This is a genomic window from Pseudomonas sp. S09G 359 (assembly GCF_002843605.1).
In the GTDB taxonomy this organism is placed as follows: Bacteria; Pseudomonadota; Gammaproteobacteria; order Pseudomonadales; family Pseudomonadaceae; genus Aquipseudomonas.
The window spans coordinates 4,030,606-4,049,646 of record NZ_CP025263.1 but is presented as its reverse complement, the minus strand read 5'-3'; the positions used below and the strand labels follow the sequence as shown (position 1 = coordinate 4,049,646).

The following is a 19,041-nucleotide window of genomic DNA, read 5'->3' as shown; positions in this document are numbered from 1 at the left end:
CTTTTGAACCGTCCGTTTCTAGTCGCGCACATCAGCGACCTGCACCTTAAAGCCGGCAACCGCCTGACTTATGGCGTCGTCGACACGTTGGGCGCATTGCGCCGCGCCGTCGACCACTTGAACGCCAGCCAGCCACGGCCCGATATCGTGGTGGTCAGCGGTGACCTGGTGGACTTCGGCCGCGCCGACGAATACGCCGTGCTGCACCCCGAACTCGCACGCCTGCACATGCCGTGCTACCTGGTGCCCGGCAACCACGACGCGCGCGGGCCGATGCTCGATGCGTTCCGCGATCACGCGTATTTGCCGCTGTCGGCAGACGGGCCGCTGGACTGGGTGGTGGACGAACACCCGCTGCGCCTGATCGGCCTGGACTCGACCATCCCCGGCGGCCATGGCGGCCAGCTGCTGGACAGCCAGTTGCAGTGGCTGGATGAGCAACTGGCGCTGCGCCCGAAGGCGCCGACCTTGCTGATCCTGCATCACCCGCCGTTTATCAGCGGCATCGGCCATATGGACCGTGAGCCGTTTATCAATGCCGCCGCGCTGGAGCAAGTGGTCGCTCGCCACCCGCAAGTGGAACGTCTGCTGTGCGGCCATCTGCACCGGCCGATGCAGCGGCGTTTCGGCGGCAGCCTGAGTTGTGTGTGCCCCGGCACCTCTCACCAGATCGTGCTGGATTTGCAAGAAGCGGCGCCCGCGCATTTCAACCTGGAGCCGGCGGGCTATCTGTTGCATCGCTGGGAGGCGCAACAGGGTTTGATCAGCCACAACGGCGTGTTCGGGGAATACCCGGGGCCGTATCCGTTTTATGACGCCCATGGATTAATTGACTGAGGTTGTGATGAAAGCCACATTGAATGTATTAAGCGTATTGACCGGCGGCCTGGGCATTGCCTTGAGCCCCTTGGCCTCGGCTGATTTCCTGAGTGACAGCAAAGCCAACTTGAGCATGCGCAACTTCTACTTCAACAACGATAACCGTGACGGCGCCGCCGCCCCGTCGAAGACCGAAGAGTGGGGCCAGGCGTTTATCCTCAACTATCAATCGGGCTTTACCGACGGCACCGTGGGCTTTGGCCTGGATGCCATCGGCATGCTCGGCGTGACCCTCGACAGCGGCGCCGGCCGCCACGTGGGCAGCTCGATGATCCCCAATGACGACGGTAAGGCCGCCGACAATTGGGCCCGTGGTGGCGCGACGGCCAAGGCGCGTTTTGCCAAGAGCGAGCTGCGTTATGGCTACCTGCGCCCGAACCTGCCGATCCTGGTGAGCAACGACGGGCGCCTGTTGCCGCAGTCCTTCGAGGGTGGGCAAATCACCAGCAAGGATATCGACAACCTGACCCTGATCGGCGGCCAGCTCCAGCACACTACCGGCCGTGGCTCCAGCGATCGCAGTGGTTTGGCGGCGGCAGGCGGCACCCAGGAAAGCAATAAATTCAACTATGCCGGTGCCGACTATCAGGTCACTAAAGACCTGATGCTCCAGTACTACTACGCCAACCTCGAAGACTATTACCAGCAGCACTTTGCCGGGTTGATCCATGTATTACCGTTGGGCGAATACGGCTCACTGAAAACCGACCTGCGTTACTTCAAGACCACTTCCGACGGCAAAAACAGCAGCGTCGCCGGGCGTGCCGAAGGCTACAAGCTGGGCGGTTATACCAAGAACGGCAACGGCGAAATCGACAACAATACCTGGAGCGCCGCGTTCATCTACTCCTTGGGCCCGCACGCGATTACTGCCGGCTACCAGCAAGTCTCCGATGACAGCAACTTTGCCCAACTCAACCAGGGCGGCCTGGTGAACAAAGGCGAGGGCGGTGCCAGCCTGTACCTCTACACCGACCGTACCGTGCAGACCTTTATCCAGGCGGGCGAGCGCACAGCGTTTGCGCAGTACGCCTACGACTTTGCGTCCCTCGGCGTGCCGGGGCTCAAGGCATCGCTGATGTACTTGAAGGGCGACCACATCCTCACCACCAGCGGCAACGACGCCAGCGAGTGGGAGCGGGATATTTCCCTGGACTACGTGGTGCAAAGCGGCACGTTCAAGAACGTCGGCTTTGGCTGGCGCAACGGCGTGTCGCGCAGTGAAGTGGCACGCGACCAGGATCAGAACCGGGTGTTTGTGAGTTACTCGATTCCGTTGATGTAAGCCAAATATCCCAATCCACGCTTGTGGCAAGCCCGCTGTCGCGGCAAGCGGGCTGTTGTGGCAAGCCGCCTGTTGTGGCGAGCGGGCTTGCCCGCGTTGAGCTGCGTAGCAGCCCCAAAACCAGGCGCTGAGTTGTTTCAGGAGGACCCTCAGTGCCTTCACTGGGGCCGCTGCGCAGCCCAACGCGGGCAAGCCCGCTCGCCACAGGGGGCGGGTTGCTTTCAGGTCAGGCGACCCGATTTCTGCCCGCGCCCTTGGCTTCATACAAACGCATATCTGCGCGCTTGAGCAGCGCCAGGGAGTCGCGGTCGGAGGGTTCGGCCACGCCTACGCCAATGCTTACCGTCACATGACCCACCGTCGGGAACACCGCCGCGGCCACGGCTGCGCGGATTTTCTCGGCGACCACTTCGGGGCTGTCGGGCTCTTCGACTTCGGGCAGCAGCACCGCAAATTCTTCACCGCCGTAGCGCGCCACAAAGTCGGTGGCGCGGGTGGTGTTTTCGATCAGCGCGGCGAGTTGGCACAGCACATCATCGCCAATGGCATGGCCGTAGGTATCGTTGACCCGCTTGAAATAGTCGGCGTCGATCAGCAGCAGGGCAAAGGTGCGGCCGGTGCGCTGAAACAACAGGCTGTTCTCGGCGAGTTTTTCATCGAAGCGGCGACGGTTGTAGACGCCGGTCAGCGCGTCGTGGGTGGCTAGCTTGAGCAGGTCTGCGTTGGCCTGGGTGAGGTCGGCGGTGCGCTGGGCGACGGTGGCTTCCAGCGAGGCATTGGCCTCTTGCAGTTGGCGTTCCTTGGCCAGCAGCGATTGGGTCATACCGGTGAGGGAGCGGCCCAATTGGGCGATTTCCAGCACGGCATGCTCCTGTGGGAACACCGCGCCGGGCTGCTGGTTCTGCACCAGTTTGGCCGAGTGGGCCAGGCGTTCGATCGGGCGGCTAAGGGAGGAGGCCAGGTAGTACGCGGCCAGCACAAACACGACAGCGGCGAGTACGCCGAGGATCAGCAATTGATAGAGCAGGCTGCGCGCCGGTTGCAGGGCCACGTCCAGAGGTTGGCGCACCATGATGTACCAGGTCATTTTGGCATTCGACGGGCTCGGCACGGCGACCGAGGCGGTCACGTAACCGTTGCCGGTCGACCAGCCGGAGGGCGTGAGCAGCTTGTCCTGGGGCATCTGCTCGCCGGCGAGTATTTCGGGGTAGAGCACCTTGCCGTCGAAGTCGACGATCAGCGCCTCGATATCGGGGATGGCATCTTTTTGCATCACCGCTGAGTCAACGATCTGCGTGACCCAACGCCAGTGCGCGTGGGCCCCCAGCACGCCGATGGTCTGGCCCTGGGCATTGCGGATCGGCGCGGCGAAGTCGATAAAGCGCAACGGTTCGCCAGTGGCCGAGCCCGGCAGTAATTTGGCCAGCAGCACGGCCTCATGGGGATCGCCGGTGTACTCGCCGCGCAGGCCCGCCTGGAACCACGGGCGTTGGCTGACCGACTGGTTCACCAGCAGCCCGTTCACCGCCTGGCGCACACGGCCATCGGCATCGGCCACGCCCATCCAGGCGTATTCGGCGCGCGATTGGGTGCGCAGTTCCATCAAGGCGAGGATGTCCGGCTCATCCAGGTCGCCTTTGCGAAACAACGGCGCCTTGCTCAGCAGCGACACTTCCAACTGACGTTCGCGCAGTTGCACGGCCAACAGCGCCGCGGTGGAGCGCGCCGTGCTCAACAGCGCATTGCCGCTGGCCTGCTTCCTCTGTTCGGTGGCGATATGGCCAACGTAGACCCCCACGCTCAGCAACGTGAGCAAGGACAAACCGGCAAACCACAGGGTCAGGTGACTACGCAGACTGGCTTTGATCATGGGGGCTCATTTGAGTGTTTGTTTTTCAGCATAGTACGCGTATTGGGCAGAGCGCGACCAACCACAAACGTACAAGAATGCGCCTCAAGCGCGTGCGTAGACTCGCTGCACGTTCTCTTATTGCAGGTTTTCCCATGGACATTTTCCTCTACGCCTTCAGCGTCATGTACAGCCCGGGGCCGGTCAACCTGATGGGGCTCAATGCCGGGCTCACCGGTAAGCTGCGCCGTTCCAGCGGGTTTTACCTCGGCGTGGGCTGCGCGATGCTGCTGATGTTCGTGCTGTTCGGGTATACCGGTGAGGCCATCATCTCCCAGGCGGCGCTGCCGTATATCTCGCTGGTGGGCGGTGTGTACACGCTGTACCTGGCGTACCAGGTATTCACCGCGCGTACGGAGGTTGAAGAGTCTGCAGGTGGGCCGAGCAAGACCCTCACGTTCTGGAATGGCCTGGTGATCCAGTTGCTTAACCCCAAAGGCATCGTGGCAGTGTTGCCGATCACCAGTGTGATGTTGCCGGCGGCGCATATCACCGGGGCATCCATTTTTGTGGTTTCAGCCTTGCTCGGGCTGGGTGCGGTGGGGGCGCCGTGGGTCTACGCCGTGCTCGGTGCGATGCTGGGGCGGCGGATCAATGGGGCGGCGGCGTTTACGTGGTTCAATCGTGGCATGGGGTTGGCGTTGGCGGGATGTGCGTACTTCATGTTTCATGCGTTTTATTTGCATCTGGTGTTGCCGTAAATGTGGGAGGGGGCAAGCCCCCTCCCACATTTGACCTGCGTTGGGTCAGAGGTATTTGAGCCAGGTGATATCTCGGCGCCGTGCTTTCAGCCCCGCGAACCAACGCACCGGCGGGTAAAGTGCCAATGGCAACAGCAACGCCACCAGCCAAATCGCGCCCATGCTATCGAAGCCAAAGTAGTTGCCGTGGTTCAAGCCAAACAGCGCAACACACGCCACATACAGCACTTTCAGCACATACAGGTGCAGCAGATAAAAGAACATCGGCGCCGCGCCAAACACCGCCAGCACGCCGATCCAGCGTTTATGCCCCACGCGTTCAAACGCCAACAGCACCAGCAAGCCAATGCCCAGGGTCAGCGCCAGGAACAGCAGTGAAGGCGGGTACTTGGTGACGTTGAAGAAGCTCATCAACGTTTGCACACCACTCTCATACGCCTGCCAGGGTTTTTCGCCATAGCCGTTGGCCGCACGCAGCATCACGAACCCCAGCAACGCGCCGACGCCCGACAGCAACAGATAACGCTGGCGCACGGCAGGCAGCGTGGCCGTGGCGAACCAGGGGCCCAGGCCGTAACCCAGGGCAATCACGCCGATCCATGGCAGTACCGGGTAAGTAATGCGCAGCCGCAGGCTGTCATTCACTTCGATCCAACTGCGCTCATGCAGGATCGCCCAGCCATTTTGCAGCGCGGAACCTGGCGCGAAGTGCACGCCATCCAACAGGTTGTGCCCGCCGATCAGCACAATCGCCACGGCGATCAGTACTGGGCGCGGCAACCATACCAATGCGGCGAGGGCCAGCATGCTCACGCCAATCGCCCAGATCACCTGCATATAGATCACGCTGGGCGGCAGTTGGAAGGTCCAGGCGAAGTTGACCAGGGTGAACTCCAGCACCACCAGAAACAGCCCGCGCTTGAACAGGAACGCCGACACGTCGCGGCGGCCCTGGTATTTCTGGCCGTACAAAAACGCCGATAAACCGGTGAGCAACACAAACACCGGCGCGCACAGGTGGGCGAGGGTGCGGCTGATAAACAGCGCGGGCTCGGTGCTGTCGATATTCATCGGGTCGCTGACCTGGCGGTGCAACAGGAAGGTTTCGCGCACATGGTCCAGCAGCATGAACAGGATCACCAGGCCGCGCAGGGCGTCGATGGAAAGCAGGCGTTGGCGCAGGGGGACAGCGTCGGTCATGGGCAAGGGTCACAGGGCAGGGCGGATTGGGGGCGTTATCCTATAACATTAATTAACGCGTTGCCGTGCTTCGTTGTGCAGATTAGAATGCGATCAATTCTTAATTACTCCGTGGCCCTGGTGCCGGTGACTCGCATGTCGTCCTCCCTCAATCTGCCAATCCAGGCGCTGTACTGCGAACACCACGGATGGTTGTACCGCTGGCTCGACCGCAAGCTGGGCAATGCCAGCGACGCGGCCGACTTGGCCCACGACACCTTCATGCGCCTGTTGACCCGGCCCCACGGCGCCGGCTTTGGCAGTGAGCCACGGGCCTTGCTCACCCATATTGCCAAAGGCCTGGTGATCGACAGCTGGCGCCGCCAGGAAGTGGAACGCGCCTACCTGGAAACCATTGCCCACCTGCCCGAGCAGGAAGTGCCCTCGCCGGAAACCCGCTGGCTGATCCTCGAGGCGCTGTACCGCATCGAAGCCATGCTGCGCGACTTGCCGGAGAAGACCCGCCAGGCGTTCCTGATGTCGCAGATCGATGGCCTGACCTATCAGCAGATCGCCGATGAGTTGAAGGTGTCGCTGGTGTCGGTCAAACGTTATATGCGCGATGCATTCCTCGCCTGCCTGAGCGTGGCATGAACCCGTCGATCGACCCGCTGATCCTCGGTGAAGCGGCCGACTGGATGGTGCAGCTGCAATCCGGCAGCGCCACCGACGAAGACCGCCGCGCCATCGCACAGTGGCAGGGCCGCAGTGCCCAGCACGCCCAGGCCTGGCAGCGTGCCCAAGCAGTGCTCGGTGATTTCAACAGCGTGCCCGCCGCGATTGCCGGCGACACGCTCAAGCGCATCGGCCGCAAAAAATCCCTCGGCCGCCGCCAGGCCCTCGGGCTGTTGCTGCTGGCAGGGCCGGCGACCTGGCTGGCCTGGCAGCAAAAGCCTTGGCAAGCGTGGACGGCCGATCAGCACACCGCCATCGGCGAGCAGCGCAAACTCACCCTGCCGGACGGCACGCAGTTGCTGATCAACACGGCCAGTTCGTTGAATATCGTCTTCACCGACCAGGTGCGGCGCATCGACCTGCTGCAAGGCGAGGTGATGATCACCACCGCCAAAGACCCCGCGCCCAGCCATCGCGCGTTTATCGTGCAGACCCGCCACGGCACGGCTCGTGCGCTGGGCACGCATTTCAGTGTGCGCGTAGGCGAGCAGAACAGCCGCGTGGCGGTGCTTGAAGGTGCGGTGGAGATGCTGCCTGCGCATGCCAGCCGTGGGCTGATCCTCAAGGCCGGCGAACAGAGCGCGTTTGGCCGCGACAACGTGGCCGCGGTGGCGCCGTTGGACAGCGGCGCGCTGACCTGGGAAAACGGCATGCTGTTGGCCCAGCACATGCGCCTGGCGGACTTGCTCGCGGAACTGAACCGCTACCGGCGCGGCGTGTTGCGCTGCCACGACAGCGTGGCCGGCTTGACCGTTTCCGGGGCATTTCCCTTGCGTGACACCGATGCCAGCCTGCGCCTGTTACAGCAAACCCTGCCGGTGAAAGTCAGCAGCCTGACCGGCTACTGGGTGACCCTTGAGCCGCGCTGAGATTATTTTCGAGATTCGCTGATACCTTTTTCGTTGTCGCCCGGTGTAGGGGAGAACCCTCAACTTTGCACCGCGCCGACAGGAATCCCCATGACCTTCACACCGCACCCCATCCGTCCCTTGAAGGCGTTGAGCCTGGCTGTCGCCCTTGCGGCCGTTGCACCCCTGCACAGTGCTGTGGCAGCGGGCGCGGCATCCACCAGCGCGGTACGCAGCTACACCCTCGCGCCGGGGCCATTGGGCAATGTGCTGGCGCAGTTCGCGGCGCTGTCGGGGGTGCCGTTGTCGTTTGATTCCACGCTGCTTAATGATCAGCAGAGTACCGGCCTGCAGGGCAGCTACACCGTGCAGTCCGGCTTCATGCAGTTGCTGCAAGGCAGCGGCTACACCGTGCAAAGCACTGGTGCGAACGGCTACACCGTGGTGCCCGAGGCCAGCGGCGACGCCGTGCAACTCGGCGCCACCACCATCAGCGCCGAGGCGAGCGGGGCGCAGGCCGACACTTACGGCGGCGGGCAGGTGGCGCGTTCGGCGCGGCTCGGTGTGTTGGGCAATCGCTCAATCAGTGATGTGCCGTTCAGTGTGGTCAGCTACACCGCCAAGACCATCGCCGACCAGCAGGCGCGTACCGTGGGTGACGTGTTGCTCAACGACGCATCGGTGCGCCAGTCCTCGGGGTTCGGTAACTTCTCCCAAGTGTTCACCATCCGTGGCTTGCCGTTGAACACCGACGACATCGCCTTCAACGGCCTGTACGGCGTACTGCCTCGGCAGATCATCACCACCGAGGCGCTGGAGCGCGTCGAACTGTTCAAAGGTCCCAATGCCTTCGTCAACGGCGTGTCGCCGGCTGGCACGGGCATTGGTGGCAGCGTCAACCTGGTGCCCAAGCGCGCCGAAGACATCGCCACCCGCAGCGTCACCCTCGACACCACCACCGATGGCCAGGCCGGTGGCCACCTCGACCTGGGCCAGCGCTTTGGTGAAGACAACCGCTTCGGCGCGCGGGTCAACCTGGCCAAGCATGGCGGCGATACGGCCATTGATGATGAATTCAAAAGCTCGCAACTGGTGGCCATTGCCCTGGACTACCGGGGCGAGCGCCTGCGCGTGTCCACCGACTTCGGCTACCAGAAGGAGCGCATCAACAACGGCCGCTCCGTGGTGTACCCCAACGGCACCAAGGTGCCCAAAGCCCCGTCGGCCAAGCACAACTACGCCCAGGACTGGAGCTGGTCGGAGCTGGAAGACACCTACGGCATGTTCAATGCCGAATATGACCTGAATGAAAACTGGACCGCCTATATGGGCGGCGGCGCCAAGCACACCCGGGAAAACGGCCAGTATTCCTCGTTGTATGTGGGCAATAATGGCGCCGGGCAGGTCGGCTTTTTGTACTCGCCCCATGATGAAGACAACAAGAGCGCCATGGGCGGCTTGAATGGGCATTTCAACACCGGTTCGGTGACCCATCAGATGAACTTCGGCTTGTCGGGGATCTGGGGGGAGCAGCGGTCGGCATTCGAGGCGATCCTGCGGGCCAACCGCAAGCCGGGCAACCTGTACAACCCGACCCAGATACCGCGCCCGAGCGTGACTTATTTCGGCAGCGATATTCATGACCCGCGTATCGTCGGCAAGAACCGCATGAAGAGTGCGGCGGTATCCGATACCCTCGGTTTTATTGACGATCGCATCTTGCTGACCGTGGGCGTACGCCGCCAGACCATCGAAGTCGACGCGTGGAACACCACCACCGGCGTGCGCAATGCCAACTATGACGAATCGATCACCACGCCGGTGTACGGCCTGGTGGTCAAACCGTGGGAACACGTGTCGTTGTATGCCAACCGCATCGAAGGGCTGGCGCAGGGGCCGACGTCGCCGTCGACCGGGGTCACCAACCCCAATGTCACCTTCGCGCCCAATCGCAGCAAACAGACCGAAGCCGGGGTGAAGCTCGATTGGGATAGTTTTGGCGCGACCCTTGGGGTGTATCGCATCGAACAGCCGAACAGCGCCACCAACACCAACCCGAATGGCAGCAGCACGTTCAGCGTCGACGGCGAGCAAATCAACAAGGGCGTGGAACTCAACATCTTCGGCGAACCGGTCGACGGCCTGCGCCTGCTGGCCGGCGCGACCTGGATGCGCACCGAGTTGCAGAACACCTCCAACGGCCTCACCGACGGCAACCGCGCCGCCGGCGTGCCGCGCTTCCAGTACAACCTGGGGGCTGACTGGGATATCCCAGGCCTCCAGGGCGCTGCCGTCAATGCAAGGTTGTTGCGTACCGGCGGTGAATACCTCGACGCGGCCAATAACCTGAGCATCCCGGCCTGGACCCGCGTAGACCTCGGCGCCCGCTACGGCTTCAAGGCTGACGACAAGTACATCACCCTGCGCGCCAACGTCGAGAACGTAGCCAACAAGGCCTACTGGGCCTCGGCCTCGACTGCCAACAACTACCTGACCCAGGGCGAACCGCGTACGGTGAAGCTGTCGGCCACTGTGGATTTCTAAAGTACGCCACATTCCAAAGGTGGGAGGGGCGGTGCGACGATTCGACTTGCCCCCGATGGCGATGTGTCAGTCATGCAGATGGCGGCTGACAGACAGCTATCGGGGGCAAGCCCCCTCCCACATTGATCTATGCTGGGCCATGGGGTTTGGTGGTGTCAGTGACAATGCGTGTCGCGGTGAAGCCGTCGGCCCCTGTGGATTTCTAAAGTGCGCCACAGTCCAAAGGTGGGAGGGGCGGTGCGACGATTCGACTTGCCCCCGATGGCGATGTGTCAGTCATACAGATGGTGGCTGACAGATTGCAATCGGGAGCAAGTCGAATCGTCGCACCGCCCCTCCCACCTTTGAACTGTGCCAGGCTGCACTATTCCCACCAGGAATGCCCCCATAAAAACCCTGCATTGTCCTTCCCTGCGCACATCTCGTAGCTTAAGGGCTCACCCAAGGAGATCGTTCATGAGCCACGGCCCGCTGCGCCTTTACGTTGATTCGCTGTTCACCAGCCCTTATGCCATGTCGGTGTTCGTCACCCTGCGGGAAAAAGGCCTGTCCTTCGACCTGCTCACCCTGGACCTGGAGGCGGCGCAGAACCAGACGGCTGATTTCGCCCGGCTGTCGGTGACCCAGCGGGTGCCGACCCTGGTGGAGGGCGACTTTGCGTTGTCGGAGTCTTCGGCGATCACCGAGTATCTGGAAGAGGTCTACCCCGGCACAGCGGTGTACCCGGCCGACTCCAAACAGCGGGCGAGGGCGCGGCAGGTGCAGGCGTGGTTGCGCAGCGACTTGCTGCCAATTCGCCAGGAGCGCTCCACCCTGGTGGTGTTCTGCGGGCAGCAGATGCCGCCGCTGTCGCCTGCGGCTGAGGCGGCCGCCAGCCGCTTGATCACGGGGGCACAGGCATTGCTGGTGGGGAACCCGGCGAACCTGTTCGGCGAGTGGTCGATTGCTGACGTAGACCTGGCAATCATGCTCAATCGCCTGATCCTCAACGGTGACCACGTGCCCGCCGCGCTGGTGGACTACGCGCACCGCCAGTGGCAGCGGCCATCGGTGCAGGCGTGGGTCAACCAGCCACGCCCGGCGCTGTAACCCGACCATTCATCCTCCGCAAAGGGTGGTGCCCTTGACAGGCGCCACCCAGCGGACGAATACTCTGGCTATATTCATATATATGACTAAATAACAAAGTGAATGTGGCCCATGAATACGCTCTCCAGTGATGCCCGTCTGCCGCTCTATCAACGCCTGCGCGACCACCTGGTTGAACAGATCGCCAATAATCGCTGGCGCCCCGGCGAAGCTATTCCTACCGAAGCGGTGCTGTCCGCCGAATACGAGCTGTCGACCGGCACCGTGCGCAAGGCCGTGGATGCGCTGGTGAGCGAGGGCATTCTTGAGCGTCAGCAAGGCCGTGGCACGTTCGTGCGCCGCCCGCAGTTTCAGTCGTCATTGTTTCGCTTCTTCCGTTTTCAAGGCCCGTCGGGCGAGCGCCAGGTGCCGGAGAGCCGCATCCTCACGGTCGAGTCCGTGGCCGCGCCGTCGGCCGTCAGCGAAGCCCTCGGCCTGGCGCCCGACGCCCAGGTGATTCGCCTGCTGCGTACTCGTTTGCTCGATGTGCAGCCGCTGCTGGCCGAAGAAATCTGGCTGCCGCGCGCGCGCTTCCAGGCGCTGCTGGATATTGACCTGTCCCAGCAGGGCCCGCTGCTTTACCCCATCTATGAAAGTGTCTGCGGGCAAGTGGTGGCCTCGGCCGAGGAAACCCTCACCGCCGAATCGGTCAACGAGGTGTACGCGCGCCTATTGCAGGTGCCGGTCAACAGCCCGGTGGTGGTGATCGAGCGCCTGGCGCGCGATTACGCCGGGCACCCGCTGGAGTGGCGACGCTCGCGAGGGCATGCCGAACACTTCCGCTACCGCGTGGATATTCGCTGACGCTATACCCGCACCTTTAACTGTTCGCCCAACACTGGCCTGGCTCTGGCGCGGTTCGCGCGCGGCTGCCTCGCGTTTGACCTATAAGGATAAAAATCATGTTCAGTTGGTATCGCCAAGTCACTCCTCGGGAGCGCAAAACGTTCTGGGCCTGCTTCGGTGGATGGTCCCTCGATGCGCTGGAAGTACAGATGTTCGGCCTGGCGATTCCGGCGCTGATTGCCGCGTTTGCCTTGAGCAAGGGCGATGCCGGGTTGATCAGTGGCGTCACGCTGATCACCTCGGCCATCGGCGGCTGGGTCGGCGGCACCCTGTCCGACCGTTACGGCCGGGTGCGCACGCTGCAGTGGATGATCCTGTGGTTTTCGTTTTTCACCTTCTTGTCGGCGTTTGTCACCGGCTTCCACCAGTTGTTGATCGTCAAGGCGTTGCAGGGTTTCGGCATCGGTGGCGAATGGGCGGCGGGCGCGGTGTTGATGGCTGAAACCATCAACCCCAAGTACCGCGGCAAGGTGATGGGCACCGTGCAAAGCGCCTGGGCCGTGGGCTGGGGCGCAGCGGTCGGGATATTTGCGCTGATCTATTCGTTCGTACCGCAGGACATGGCCTGGCGCGTGATGTTTGTGGTGGGGCTGTTGCCGTCGTTCCTGATCATCTGGGTGCGCCGTAACGTCGAGGAGCCCGACAGCTTCCAGCGCCTGCAAAAAGAACAGGCCATCCCGCAGAGTTTCTTCAAGTCCCTGGCCGGTATCTTTCGCCCCGAGTTGATCCGCGTCACGCTGTTCGGTGGCCTGCTGGGCCTGGGCGCCCATGGCGGTTACCACGCGGTAATGACCTGGCTGCCAACCTTTCTCAAGACCGAGCGCAACCTGTCGGTGCTTAACTCCGGCGGCTACCTGGCGGTGATCATCTTCGCGTTCTGGTGTGGCTGCATCGCCAGTGGCTGGCTGATCGACCGTATCGGGCGGCGCAAGAATATCGTGCTGTTTGCGCTGTGTTGCGTCATCACGGTACAGGCCTATGTGTTCCTGCCGCTGAGCAACACGCAGATGCTGTTCCTCGGCTTCCCGCTGGGCTTTTTTGCCGCCGGTATTCCGGCCAGCCTCGGGGCACTGTTCAACGAGCTGTACCCGGCGGATGTGCGCGGTGCCGGCGTGGGTTTTTGCTACAACTTCGGGCGTGTACTGTCGGCGGTGTTTCCGTTCCTGGTGGGGCATATGAGCGACTCGATGTCCCTGGGCTCGGCCATTGGCATTGATGCCGGGATCGCCTACGGCGTTGCCGTGGTCGCCGCATTGTGCCTGCCGGAAACCCGTGGCCGGGTGCTGGAAGCCACGCCGGTCGACAGTGCAGCCACCGGCCAGCGCGCCCAGGCCTGATTACCCTTTACGGATGAAAGACGAACCCCATGCTTGATAACCGCTCTACGCCCATCACCGGCATCGACAGCCACGCCCATGTGTTCAGCCAGGCACTCACATTGGCCGGTGAGCGCCGCTATACCCCTGGGTACGACGCCACGTTGGCGGACTACCTCGGCCACTTGCACGCCAATGGCCTGAGCCATGGCGTGCTGGTGCAGCCGAGTTTCCTCGGCACCGACAACCGCTACCTGTTGGCCGCGTTGCAACAAGCGCCCGAACAGTTGCGCGGCGTGGTGGTGGTAGAGCGCGATACGCCTCGCGACACCTTGCAGGCCATGGCCCGCCAAGGTGTGGTGGGTGTACGGCTGAACCTGGTGGGCCGGGCGTTGCCGGATTTTGCCGAGCCGGACTGGAAGGCTTTTTTTGCGCAGATCGCCGAGCTGGGCTGGCACGTGGAACTGCATCGCGAAGTGGACGACCTGCCACAGTTGGTGCGCCAACTGCTGCCGTTCGGGCTCACGCTGGTGATCGATCACTTCGGCCGCCCGGATGCGCGGCGGGGCACCGCACAACGTGGCTTTGCCGAGTTACTCGAACTGGGGCTCAGCGGCCAGTTGTGGCTGAAGGTCTCGGGCATCTACCGCTTGGCCGGCACCCCGGCGCAGAACCTCGAGTTTGCCCGCCAGGCCATGCCGCTGTTGCAGCAAAGTTTCGGCTTGCGTCGCCTGGTGTGGGGCAGCGACTGGCCGCATACCCAGCATGAGGCGTCCATCGGTTATGCCGACGTGGTGCAGCAGCGCCAGGCCCTGGAGTGTTCGGCACAGGTCGAGCAGGCGTTGCTGATCGACAGCCCACGCCGCTTATTCGGCTTCCACCACCCGTAGCCAATCCTCTTGCACCCGCCGGTCGAGGTCTTCCCAATCGGCCATGCCCAACACCCGCGTGGTGTTCAAGCCACGCAGGTAGCCGCGCAGTTGCTGGGCGCTGGCGTACACCTGCGCGGTGTCGGCTGCGTTGTCCTGCAGCACGCTTTCATAGTCGACCAGGTAATCGGCGACCCGCTCGCGAAACTCCGGTAGTACGGCTTCGCGGATGCGGTCGAAGGTTTTCTGGTGAGGCTTCATGGCGGGTCCTTATAGATTTTATGGGTGCACTATCGGTTCAGATAATAGTCACCATCACGCATTGCAAGTTCTGTTTTTGCCGGGAAAGCGCAAAATCACCGCATCGAGACGCTGTTCAAGGAAATGCGCGATGAGGACGATTATTCAACTAGCTTTGATGGCCCTGATGCTGGGCACCGTGGTGGTGAACAACGCGGCCATCGCCGCTGAACTGCCTACAGGCCATTTGCTACCTATCGTCGGTAGCGTAGACTCCCTCCAGCGCACGCAGTCAGTCGGTGTATTGCTGAGCGACAACACCCGCGACAATCTCAGCTACCTTGAACGCTACCATGACATGGCCTTGAATGGCGCCAAGGATGCCCTCGACGGGCGTATCCGCCAGGCGTTCGTCAACAGTTCCGACCCGGAGCTGGCGATTGATTGGTTGATGAATTCGCTGCAAGGCACCTTCTTGTCGGTGACTGTCTACGACAGCCTGGACGCTTTGGTGCAGGCGCACCCGGATGTGGTGGTGATGCTCGATACCCACAATCAACTGCTGACCCAGCGTAACGATCAGGTCGAGGCGCGTTTTGTGGCGCGGTTCTATGACGCCAACCTGCAATACATCGCCAAGGCCGAAGGCTCGGTGCACAAGCAACTGCCGTCGGTATGGGTACGCGATAAGGCCGCGCCGGAGATCGCCGCGCAGATCGAGCAGCAGCGTGATGTGCAGCTGGATGCCTTGAAGCAGTTCGATGCGTCGCTCAAGGCGCTGGTTCGTGCGAGTTGAAATGAACTTTTATTTTTATCGTCAGGATTTTTTCATGCGCTCTTTTTTCGTCCCGGCCGCCGCTCTGTTGCTGGCCGGCTGTGTTTCCGCCCCTAACGCTCCAACCCTGACCCTGCAGACCAGCAAGGGTCCTGAAGCGTATGTGCAGTGCGTAGTGCCGAAGCTGGAAAAGCACGGCATCACCTCCACCGTGACGCAGAACTCGCGCCACGCCAAGGTGTTACTGACCAGCAAGATTGCCGCTGACGATGTGCTGGAAGCGTACAAGGCCGGCGAGGGTGGCAAGGTGTTCCTTTATGAGCGCAAGCCGCTGGCCTCGGCGCTGACGCCATCGCGGCTGGAGTTGGCGGCGCAAGAGTGTAAGTAATTCCAGGCGATGCCGAACTAAATGTGGGAGGGAGCTTGCTCCCGATAGCGGTGGATCAGTCAAAAATATATTGACTGACACTCCGTCATCGGGGGCAAGCCCCCTCCCACATTTGAATTGTGTGTAGGACTTAAGGTTTAGCTTCGTTGCTGAAGTTGGTCACAGTCTTGACCAACCCACTCGCCGCCAACGCCACCAACTCAGCGCCTTTTTCCAAGGTCGCCAGGGCCGGGTCCGAGCCCATGCGCCCGTCGGGGAAGCGTGCGCGGAAGTCCAGGGCTTCGCGGATCGGCCCAGTGTTGGCGATTTGCGGCGCGTAGTCAGCCGACTTGATCGAGTCCGGGTAAGCCCATTGCGTCACCGCAATTTCCGACGGCGTGGCGTGGCTGCCGTGGCCCACCGGGAATTGGCGGTGGGCCAGCTCGCTCACGCCTTCCAGGTCCCACCAGTTCACCAGTTTCAGCGCAAAGCCGGCCGGGCGGCGGGCGAAGCTGGCTTCGGCGTACAGCTCGGAAAACGCCGCTTCAATCGTGGCGATATTGCCGCCATGGCCGTTGAGGAACAGGATTTTCTCGAAACCATGCCCGGCCAGCGAACGCACCCAATCGCCAATCGCGGCAATGAAGGTGGACGGGCGCAGGGAAATGGTGCCGGGAAAGCCCAGGTGATGCTGGGCCATGCCGATATTGAAGGTGGGGCCGATCAGGATGTCGGCGTTCTTCTGCGCCTCATGGGCGATGATTTCCGGGCACATCCAGTCAGTGCCCAACAGGCCGGTAGGGCCGTGCTGTTCATTGGAGCCGATGGGGATCACCACCGTGCGGCTGCGCTCCAGAAACTGGCCGATCTCGATCCAGGTAGACGTGTGTAGAAGCATTCGACGCTCTCTTATCTGTTCAGGGACAGGCTATCCACCCCGGATTGTACGACTACTCGCCACCTGTTGGGGCTTGCAATTGAGCAGCGTCGAGGACTTCAACCAGCGTTGGTCGGGGTACCACGAAAACATGAACTGCCCATCCTTGAGCTTATCCACCACCTGGCGCGCCACCTGCGGGCGCACGGCCGGGCAACCCTGGCTGCGCCCGATGCGGCCTTCGCGTTTGCTCCATAGCGGGCTCACATAGTCTGCGGCGTGAATCACGATGGCGCGGTCGCGGGCCTGATCGTTGAACCCTGGCTCCAGGCCGTCCATGCGCAATGAATAGCCATGGGTGCCGAGGTAGCTTTCCTGGGTGCGGAACAGCCCGAGGCTGGACTGGTGGCTGCCTTCGAGGTTGGAGAACTGGGTGGCGAAGTTTTCCCCGGATTTGGCACCGTGGGCCACCAGGTCACGCAGCACCAGGGTCTGTTTACGCAGGTCGAAGATCCACAGCCGACGGGCGGTCGAAGGCTGCGAATAGTCAATCACGGCCAGGCGCTCGGAGCGTTCCTCGCCATTATTGACCGCGCACTGCACCGCGTTCAGGGCGCTTTTCAGCACAGTCGGATTGAGTTCTGGAGCCGAGCGCGCCAGGCTGCTATACAAGGTAGGAGGGTTGCCATTGGCGGCGAGCGCAGAATTGCTCAACACAGCCAGGCTCATGGTGATCAGGCCGAAGCGATACATAAAAGTCAGCATCTACAGTACATCCCCCCACTGTGGATTGGAGCAAAGCTATTGTTCAAAAAACACGCATGTTACTTGAGCATTTGCCTGCTCGTTGCACCATTGGTCGCTACAGCCGACGCACTGTCGGAGGGCGCATTGCCGGTGGCGCCGCCGATCCTGGTGAATACCGCGCCGGTGCAACAGGCCCTGGCGCAACTGCCCAGCGTTTGCCCAGGCCTCGCGGGGCAGATCGATGCCGCTGCGCAATCACGCCTGCAAGCCTTTTATCAGCAGCAGGGTGATGGGCCACTGTGGTCGGCTGCCGAGCGCCGCGAAGCATTGCACGCTCAGTTGCTGCTGCTCGCCGACGACGGCCTGGACCCCACCCACTATAGCCTGCCTGCGCCAGACGCCACGGCCAACGTGCTGTGCAGCGATATCGACAACAGCCGCCAGTACCTGCAAGCGCTGCAGGATCTGCATTATGGGCGCCTGCAACAGTCACGCTTCGAACCCTTGTGGCACTCACAGCCACCGGCCCATGACCCCGACACCGAAGTATTGGCGTTTGCCGCCGTCGGCCTGCAAGACATGGCCCAGGCGTTCGACCAGGCGCGCCCCAGCGCCGACCTTTACCGCAGCCTGCGCAACGCCTATTCCAGCGTGCGCCAGCAACCGCTGCCGCATTGGGACGCGATTGCCAGCGGCCCGCTGTTGCGCCCCGGCATGGACGACCCGCGCGTACCGGAACTGGCGCGGCGCCTCTACCGTGGTGGTTACCTGGCCAGCGAGCCCAAGGGCAGCGGCCAGCAATACCGGCCGGAACTGGTCACGGCGGTGAAGGCCTTCCAGCTCAGCCATTCGTTGCAGTCTGATGGTGTGATTGGCGCGGGCACGGTGACCGAACTCAATATCAGCCCGGCGATTCGCCGCGAGCAACTGCGCATCAACCTCGAACGCTTCCGCTGGCTGGCCCAGGACCTGGAGCCCGAAGGGGTGTTGGTCAACGTCGCCGCCGCGCAACTGAGCGTCTACCAGAGCGGCATCCCGGTATGGCAAACCCGCCTGCAAGTGGGGCGCGCCGAGCGCCAGACGCCGCTGCTGAAATCCCGCATTACGCGGCTGACCCTCAACCCCACCTGGACCATCCCGCCCACCATCATGCGTGAGGACAAACTGCCGGCCATCCGCCTCAACCCCGAATACCTGCGCCAGCAGAACCTGCAAGTGCTTGACGCCGAGGGCCACCCGCTGGCGCCGGAACAGATCGACTGGGCGCGCCCCGGCAATATCCTGCTGCGCCAGGAAGCCGGCCCGCGCAACCCGCTGGGCAAGATCGTGATGCGCTTTCCCAACCCCTACTCGGTGTACCTGCACGACACCCCGAGCCAGCCGCTGTTCACCAAGGGGCCACGCGCGTTCAGCTCCGGCTGCGTCAGGGTCGAGCAGCCGTTGCTGCTGCGCGACCTGCTGGTGACCCCGGCCGAGCGCGCCCGCACCGATGAACTGCTGGCCACCGGCGTGACCCATGAATTCAGGCTGGCCACCCCGGTGCCGGTGCTATTGGGCTACTGGACGGTGGAAGTGGATCGCCAGGGTGGCCTGGTGTATGCGCCGGATATTTATGCGCGCGACCTGGTGTTGATGAAGGCGATGGGCTCCCAGGCTCTATAGACGGCAACCACGTACGATCGAACAGCGCCGCCAATGCCGCCTGATGGCTGATGCCGATCACGGTGCAGCCCGGCAGTTGCGCGCGCAGCAACACCAATAAGGCGTGTGCACTGGCCTCGTCGAGTTGGTTGGTG

Annotated in this window: 18 protein-coding genes; 13 read left to right on the top strand and 5 right to left on the bottom strand. The window is 62.6% G+C overall.

The window, feature by feature from the left end; all coding sequences use genetic code 11:
- Window positions 1-3 precede the first annotated feature (3 nt).
- Window positions 4-837, top strand: coding sequence for a phosphodiesterase (locus CXQ82_RS18280; protein WP_101273824.1), 834 nt, complete (start codon window positions 4-6; stop codon window positions 835-837).
- Between the two features lie 7 nt (window positions 838-844).
- Window positions 845-2,164, top strand: coding sequence for an OprD family porin (locus tag CXQ82_RS18275; protein ID WP_101271482.1), 1,320 nt, complete (start codon window positions 845-847; stop codon window positions 2,162-2,164).
- A 226-nt stretch (window positions 2,165-2,390) separates the two neighbouring features.
- Here the strand turns inward: CXQ82_RS18275 and CXQ82_RS18270 are convergent, their stop codons facing one another.
- Window positions 2,391-4,034 carry a diguanylate cyclase gene (locus CXQ82_RS18270; RefSeq protein WP_101271481.1) on the bottom strand — a complete coding sequence of 548 codons (1,644 nt, stop codon included), beginning with the start codon at window positions 4,032-4,034 and terminating at the stop codon, window positions 2,391-2,393.
- A gap of 134 nt (window positions 4,035-4,168) precedes the next feature.
- Here CXQ82_RS18270 and CXQ82_RS18265 point away from each other — a divergent pair, with 134 nt between their 5' ends.
- Entirely contained in the window at window positions 4,169-4,774 is a 606-nt protein-coding gene (locus CXQ82_RS18265) for a LysE family translocator (RefSeq protein WP_101271479.1), read from the top strand.
- A gap of 45 nt (window positions 4,775-4,819) precedes the next feature.
- Here CXQ82_RS18265 and CXQ82_RS18260 read toward each other — a convergent pair whose 3' ends face one another.
- The gene (locus tag CXQ82_RS18260; RefSeq protein ID WP_101271477.1) at window positions 4,820-5,974 is read right to left on the bottom strand and encodes a DUF1624 domain-containing protein; all 1,155 of its coding nucleotides are present in this window, start codon (window positions 5,972-5,974) and stop codon (window positions 4,820-4,822) included.
- 135 nt (window positions 5,975-6,109) lie between these two features.
- Here CXQ82_RS18260 and CXQ82_RS18255 point away from each other — a divergent pair, with 135 nt between their 5' ends.
- The 7 genes from CXQ82_RS18255 (at window position 6,110) to CXQ82_RS18225 (ending at window position 14,260) form a co-directional block, all read left to right on the top strand.
- Window positions 6,110-6,607, top strand: coding sequence for a sigma-70 family RNA polymerase sigma factor (locus tag CXQ82_RS18255; RefSeq protein WP_101273823.1), 498 nt, complete (start codon window positions 6,110-6,112; stop codon window positions 6,605-6,607).
- Window positions 6,604-7,557: a FecR domain-containing protein gene (locus CXQ82_RS18250; RefSeq protein ID WP_101271475.1), complete on the top strand. Its 954-nt coding sequence runs from the start codon at window positions 6,604-6,606 to the stop codon at window positions 7,555-7,557. Before CXQ82_RS18255 ends, CXQ82_RS18250 begins: the two co-directional genes overlap by 4 nt.
- 90 nt (window positions 7,558-7,647) lie before the next feature.
- Window positions 7,648-10,080 carry a TonB-dependent receptor gene (locus tag CXQ82_RS18245; protein ID WP_101271473.1) on the top strand — a complete coding sequence of 811 codons (2,433 nt, stop codon included), beginning with the start codon at window positions 7,648-7,650 and terminating at the stop codon, window positions 10,078-10,080.
- Window positions 10,081-10,536: 456 nt separating this feature from the next.
- Window positions 10,537-11,169, top strand: a complete 633-nt coding sequence (yfcF, locus tag CXQ82_RS18240; RefSeq protein WP_101271471.1) for a glutathione transferase — start codon at window positions 10,537-10,539, stop codon at window positions 11,167-11,169.
- Between the two features lie 111 nt (window positions 11,170-11,280).
- The gene (locus tag CXQ82_RS18235; RefSeq protein ID WP_101271469.1) at window positions 11,281-12,012 is read left to right on the top strand and encodes a GntR family transcriptional regulator; all 732 of its coding nucleotides are present in this window, start codon (window positions 11,281-11,283) and stop codon (window positions 12,010-12,012) included.
- 98 nt (window positions 12,013-12,110) lie between these two features.
- Complete coding sequence (locus tag CXQ82_RS18230; protein WP_101271467.1) at window positions 12,111-13,391, top strand: MFS transporter; 1,281 nt, start codon at window positions 12,111-12,113, stop codon at window positions 13,389-13,391.
- Between the two features lie 29 nt (window positions 13,392-13,420).
- The gene (locus CXQ82_RS18225; protein ID WP_101271465.1) at window positions 13,421-14,260 is read left to right on the top strand and encodes an amidohydrolase; all 840 of its coding nucleotides are present in this window, start codon (window positions 13,421-13,423) and stop codon (window positions 14,258-14,260) included.
- On the opposite strand, the gene CXQ82_RS18220 is transcribed toward CXQ82_RS18225, so the two are convergent.
- Window positions 14,237-14,500 carry a hypothetical protein gene (locus CXQ82_RS18220; RefSeq protein ID WP_101271463.1) on the bottom strand — a complete coding sequence of 88 codons (264 nt, stop codon included), beginning with the start codon at window positions 14,498-14,500 and terminating at the stop codon, window positions 14,237-14,239. The genes CXQ82_RS18225 and CXQ82_RS18220 overlap by 24 nt on opposite strands.
- Before the next feature lie 130 nt (window positions 14,501-14,630).
- On the opposite strand from CXQ82_RS18220, the gene CXQ82_RS18215 reads away from it, so the two are divergent.
- Both CXQ82_RS18215 and CXQ82_RS18210 read left to right on the top strand, forming a co-directional pair.
- Window positions 14,631-15,275 carry an ATPase gene (locus CXQ82_RS18215; RefSeq protein ID WP_101271461.1) on the top strand — a complete coding sequence of 215 codons (645 nt, stop codon included), beginning with the start codon at window positions 14,631-14,633 and terminating at the stop codon, window positions 15,273-15,275.
- Window positions 15,276-15,309: 34 nt separating this feature from the next.
- Complete coding sequence (locus CXQ82_RS18210; RefSeq protein WP_101273822.1) at window positions 15,310-15,642, top strand: hypothetical protein; 333 nt, start codon at window positions 15,310-15,312, stop codon at window positions 15,640-15,642.
- 130 nt (window positions 15,643-15,772) lie between these two features.
- Here CXQ82_RS18210 and CXQ82_RS18205 read toward each other — a convergent pair whose 3' ends face one another.
- Window positions 15,773-16,519 (bottom strand): creatininase family protein, encoded by a 747-nt coding sequence (locus CXQ82_RS18205; RefSeq protein WP_101271459.1) that lies wholly within the window; start codon window positions 16,517-16,519, stop codon window positions 15,773-15,775.
- Between the two features lie 30 nt (window positions 16,520-16,549).
- Entirely contained in the window at window positions 16,550-17,263 is a 714-nt protein-coding gene (locus CXQ82_RS18200; RefSeq protein ID WP_101271457.1) for a murein L,D-transpeptidase catalytic domain family protein, read from the bottom strand.
- 39 nt (window positions 17,264-17,302) lie between these two features.
- Between CXQ82_RS18200 and CXQ82_RS18195 the strand changes: the two genes are divergently transcribed.
- Complete coding sequence (locus CXQ82_RS18195; protein WP_101271455.1) at window positions 17,303-18,907, top strand: murein L,D-transpeptidase; 1,605 nt, start codon at window positions 17,303-17,305, stop codon at window positions 18,905-18,907.
- Window positions 18,908-19,041 lie beyond the last annotated feature (134 nt).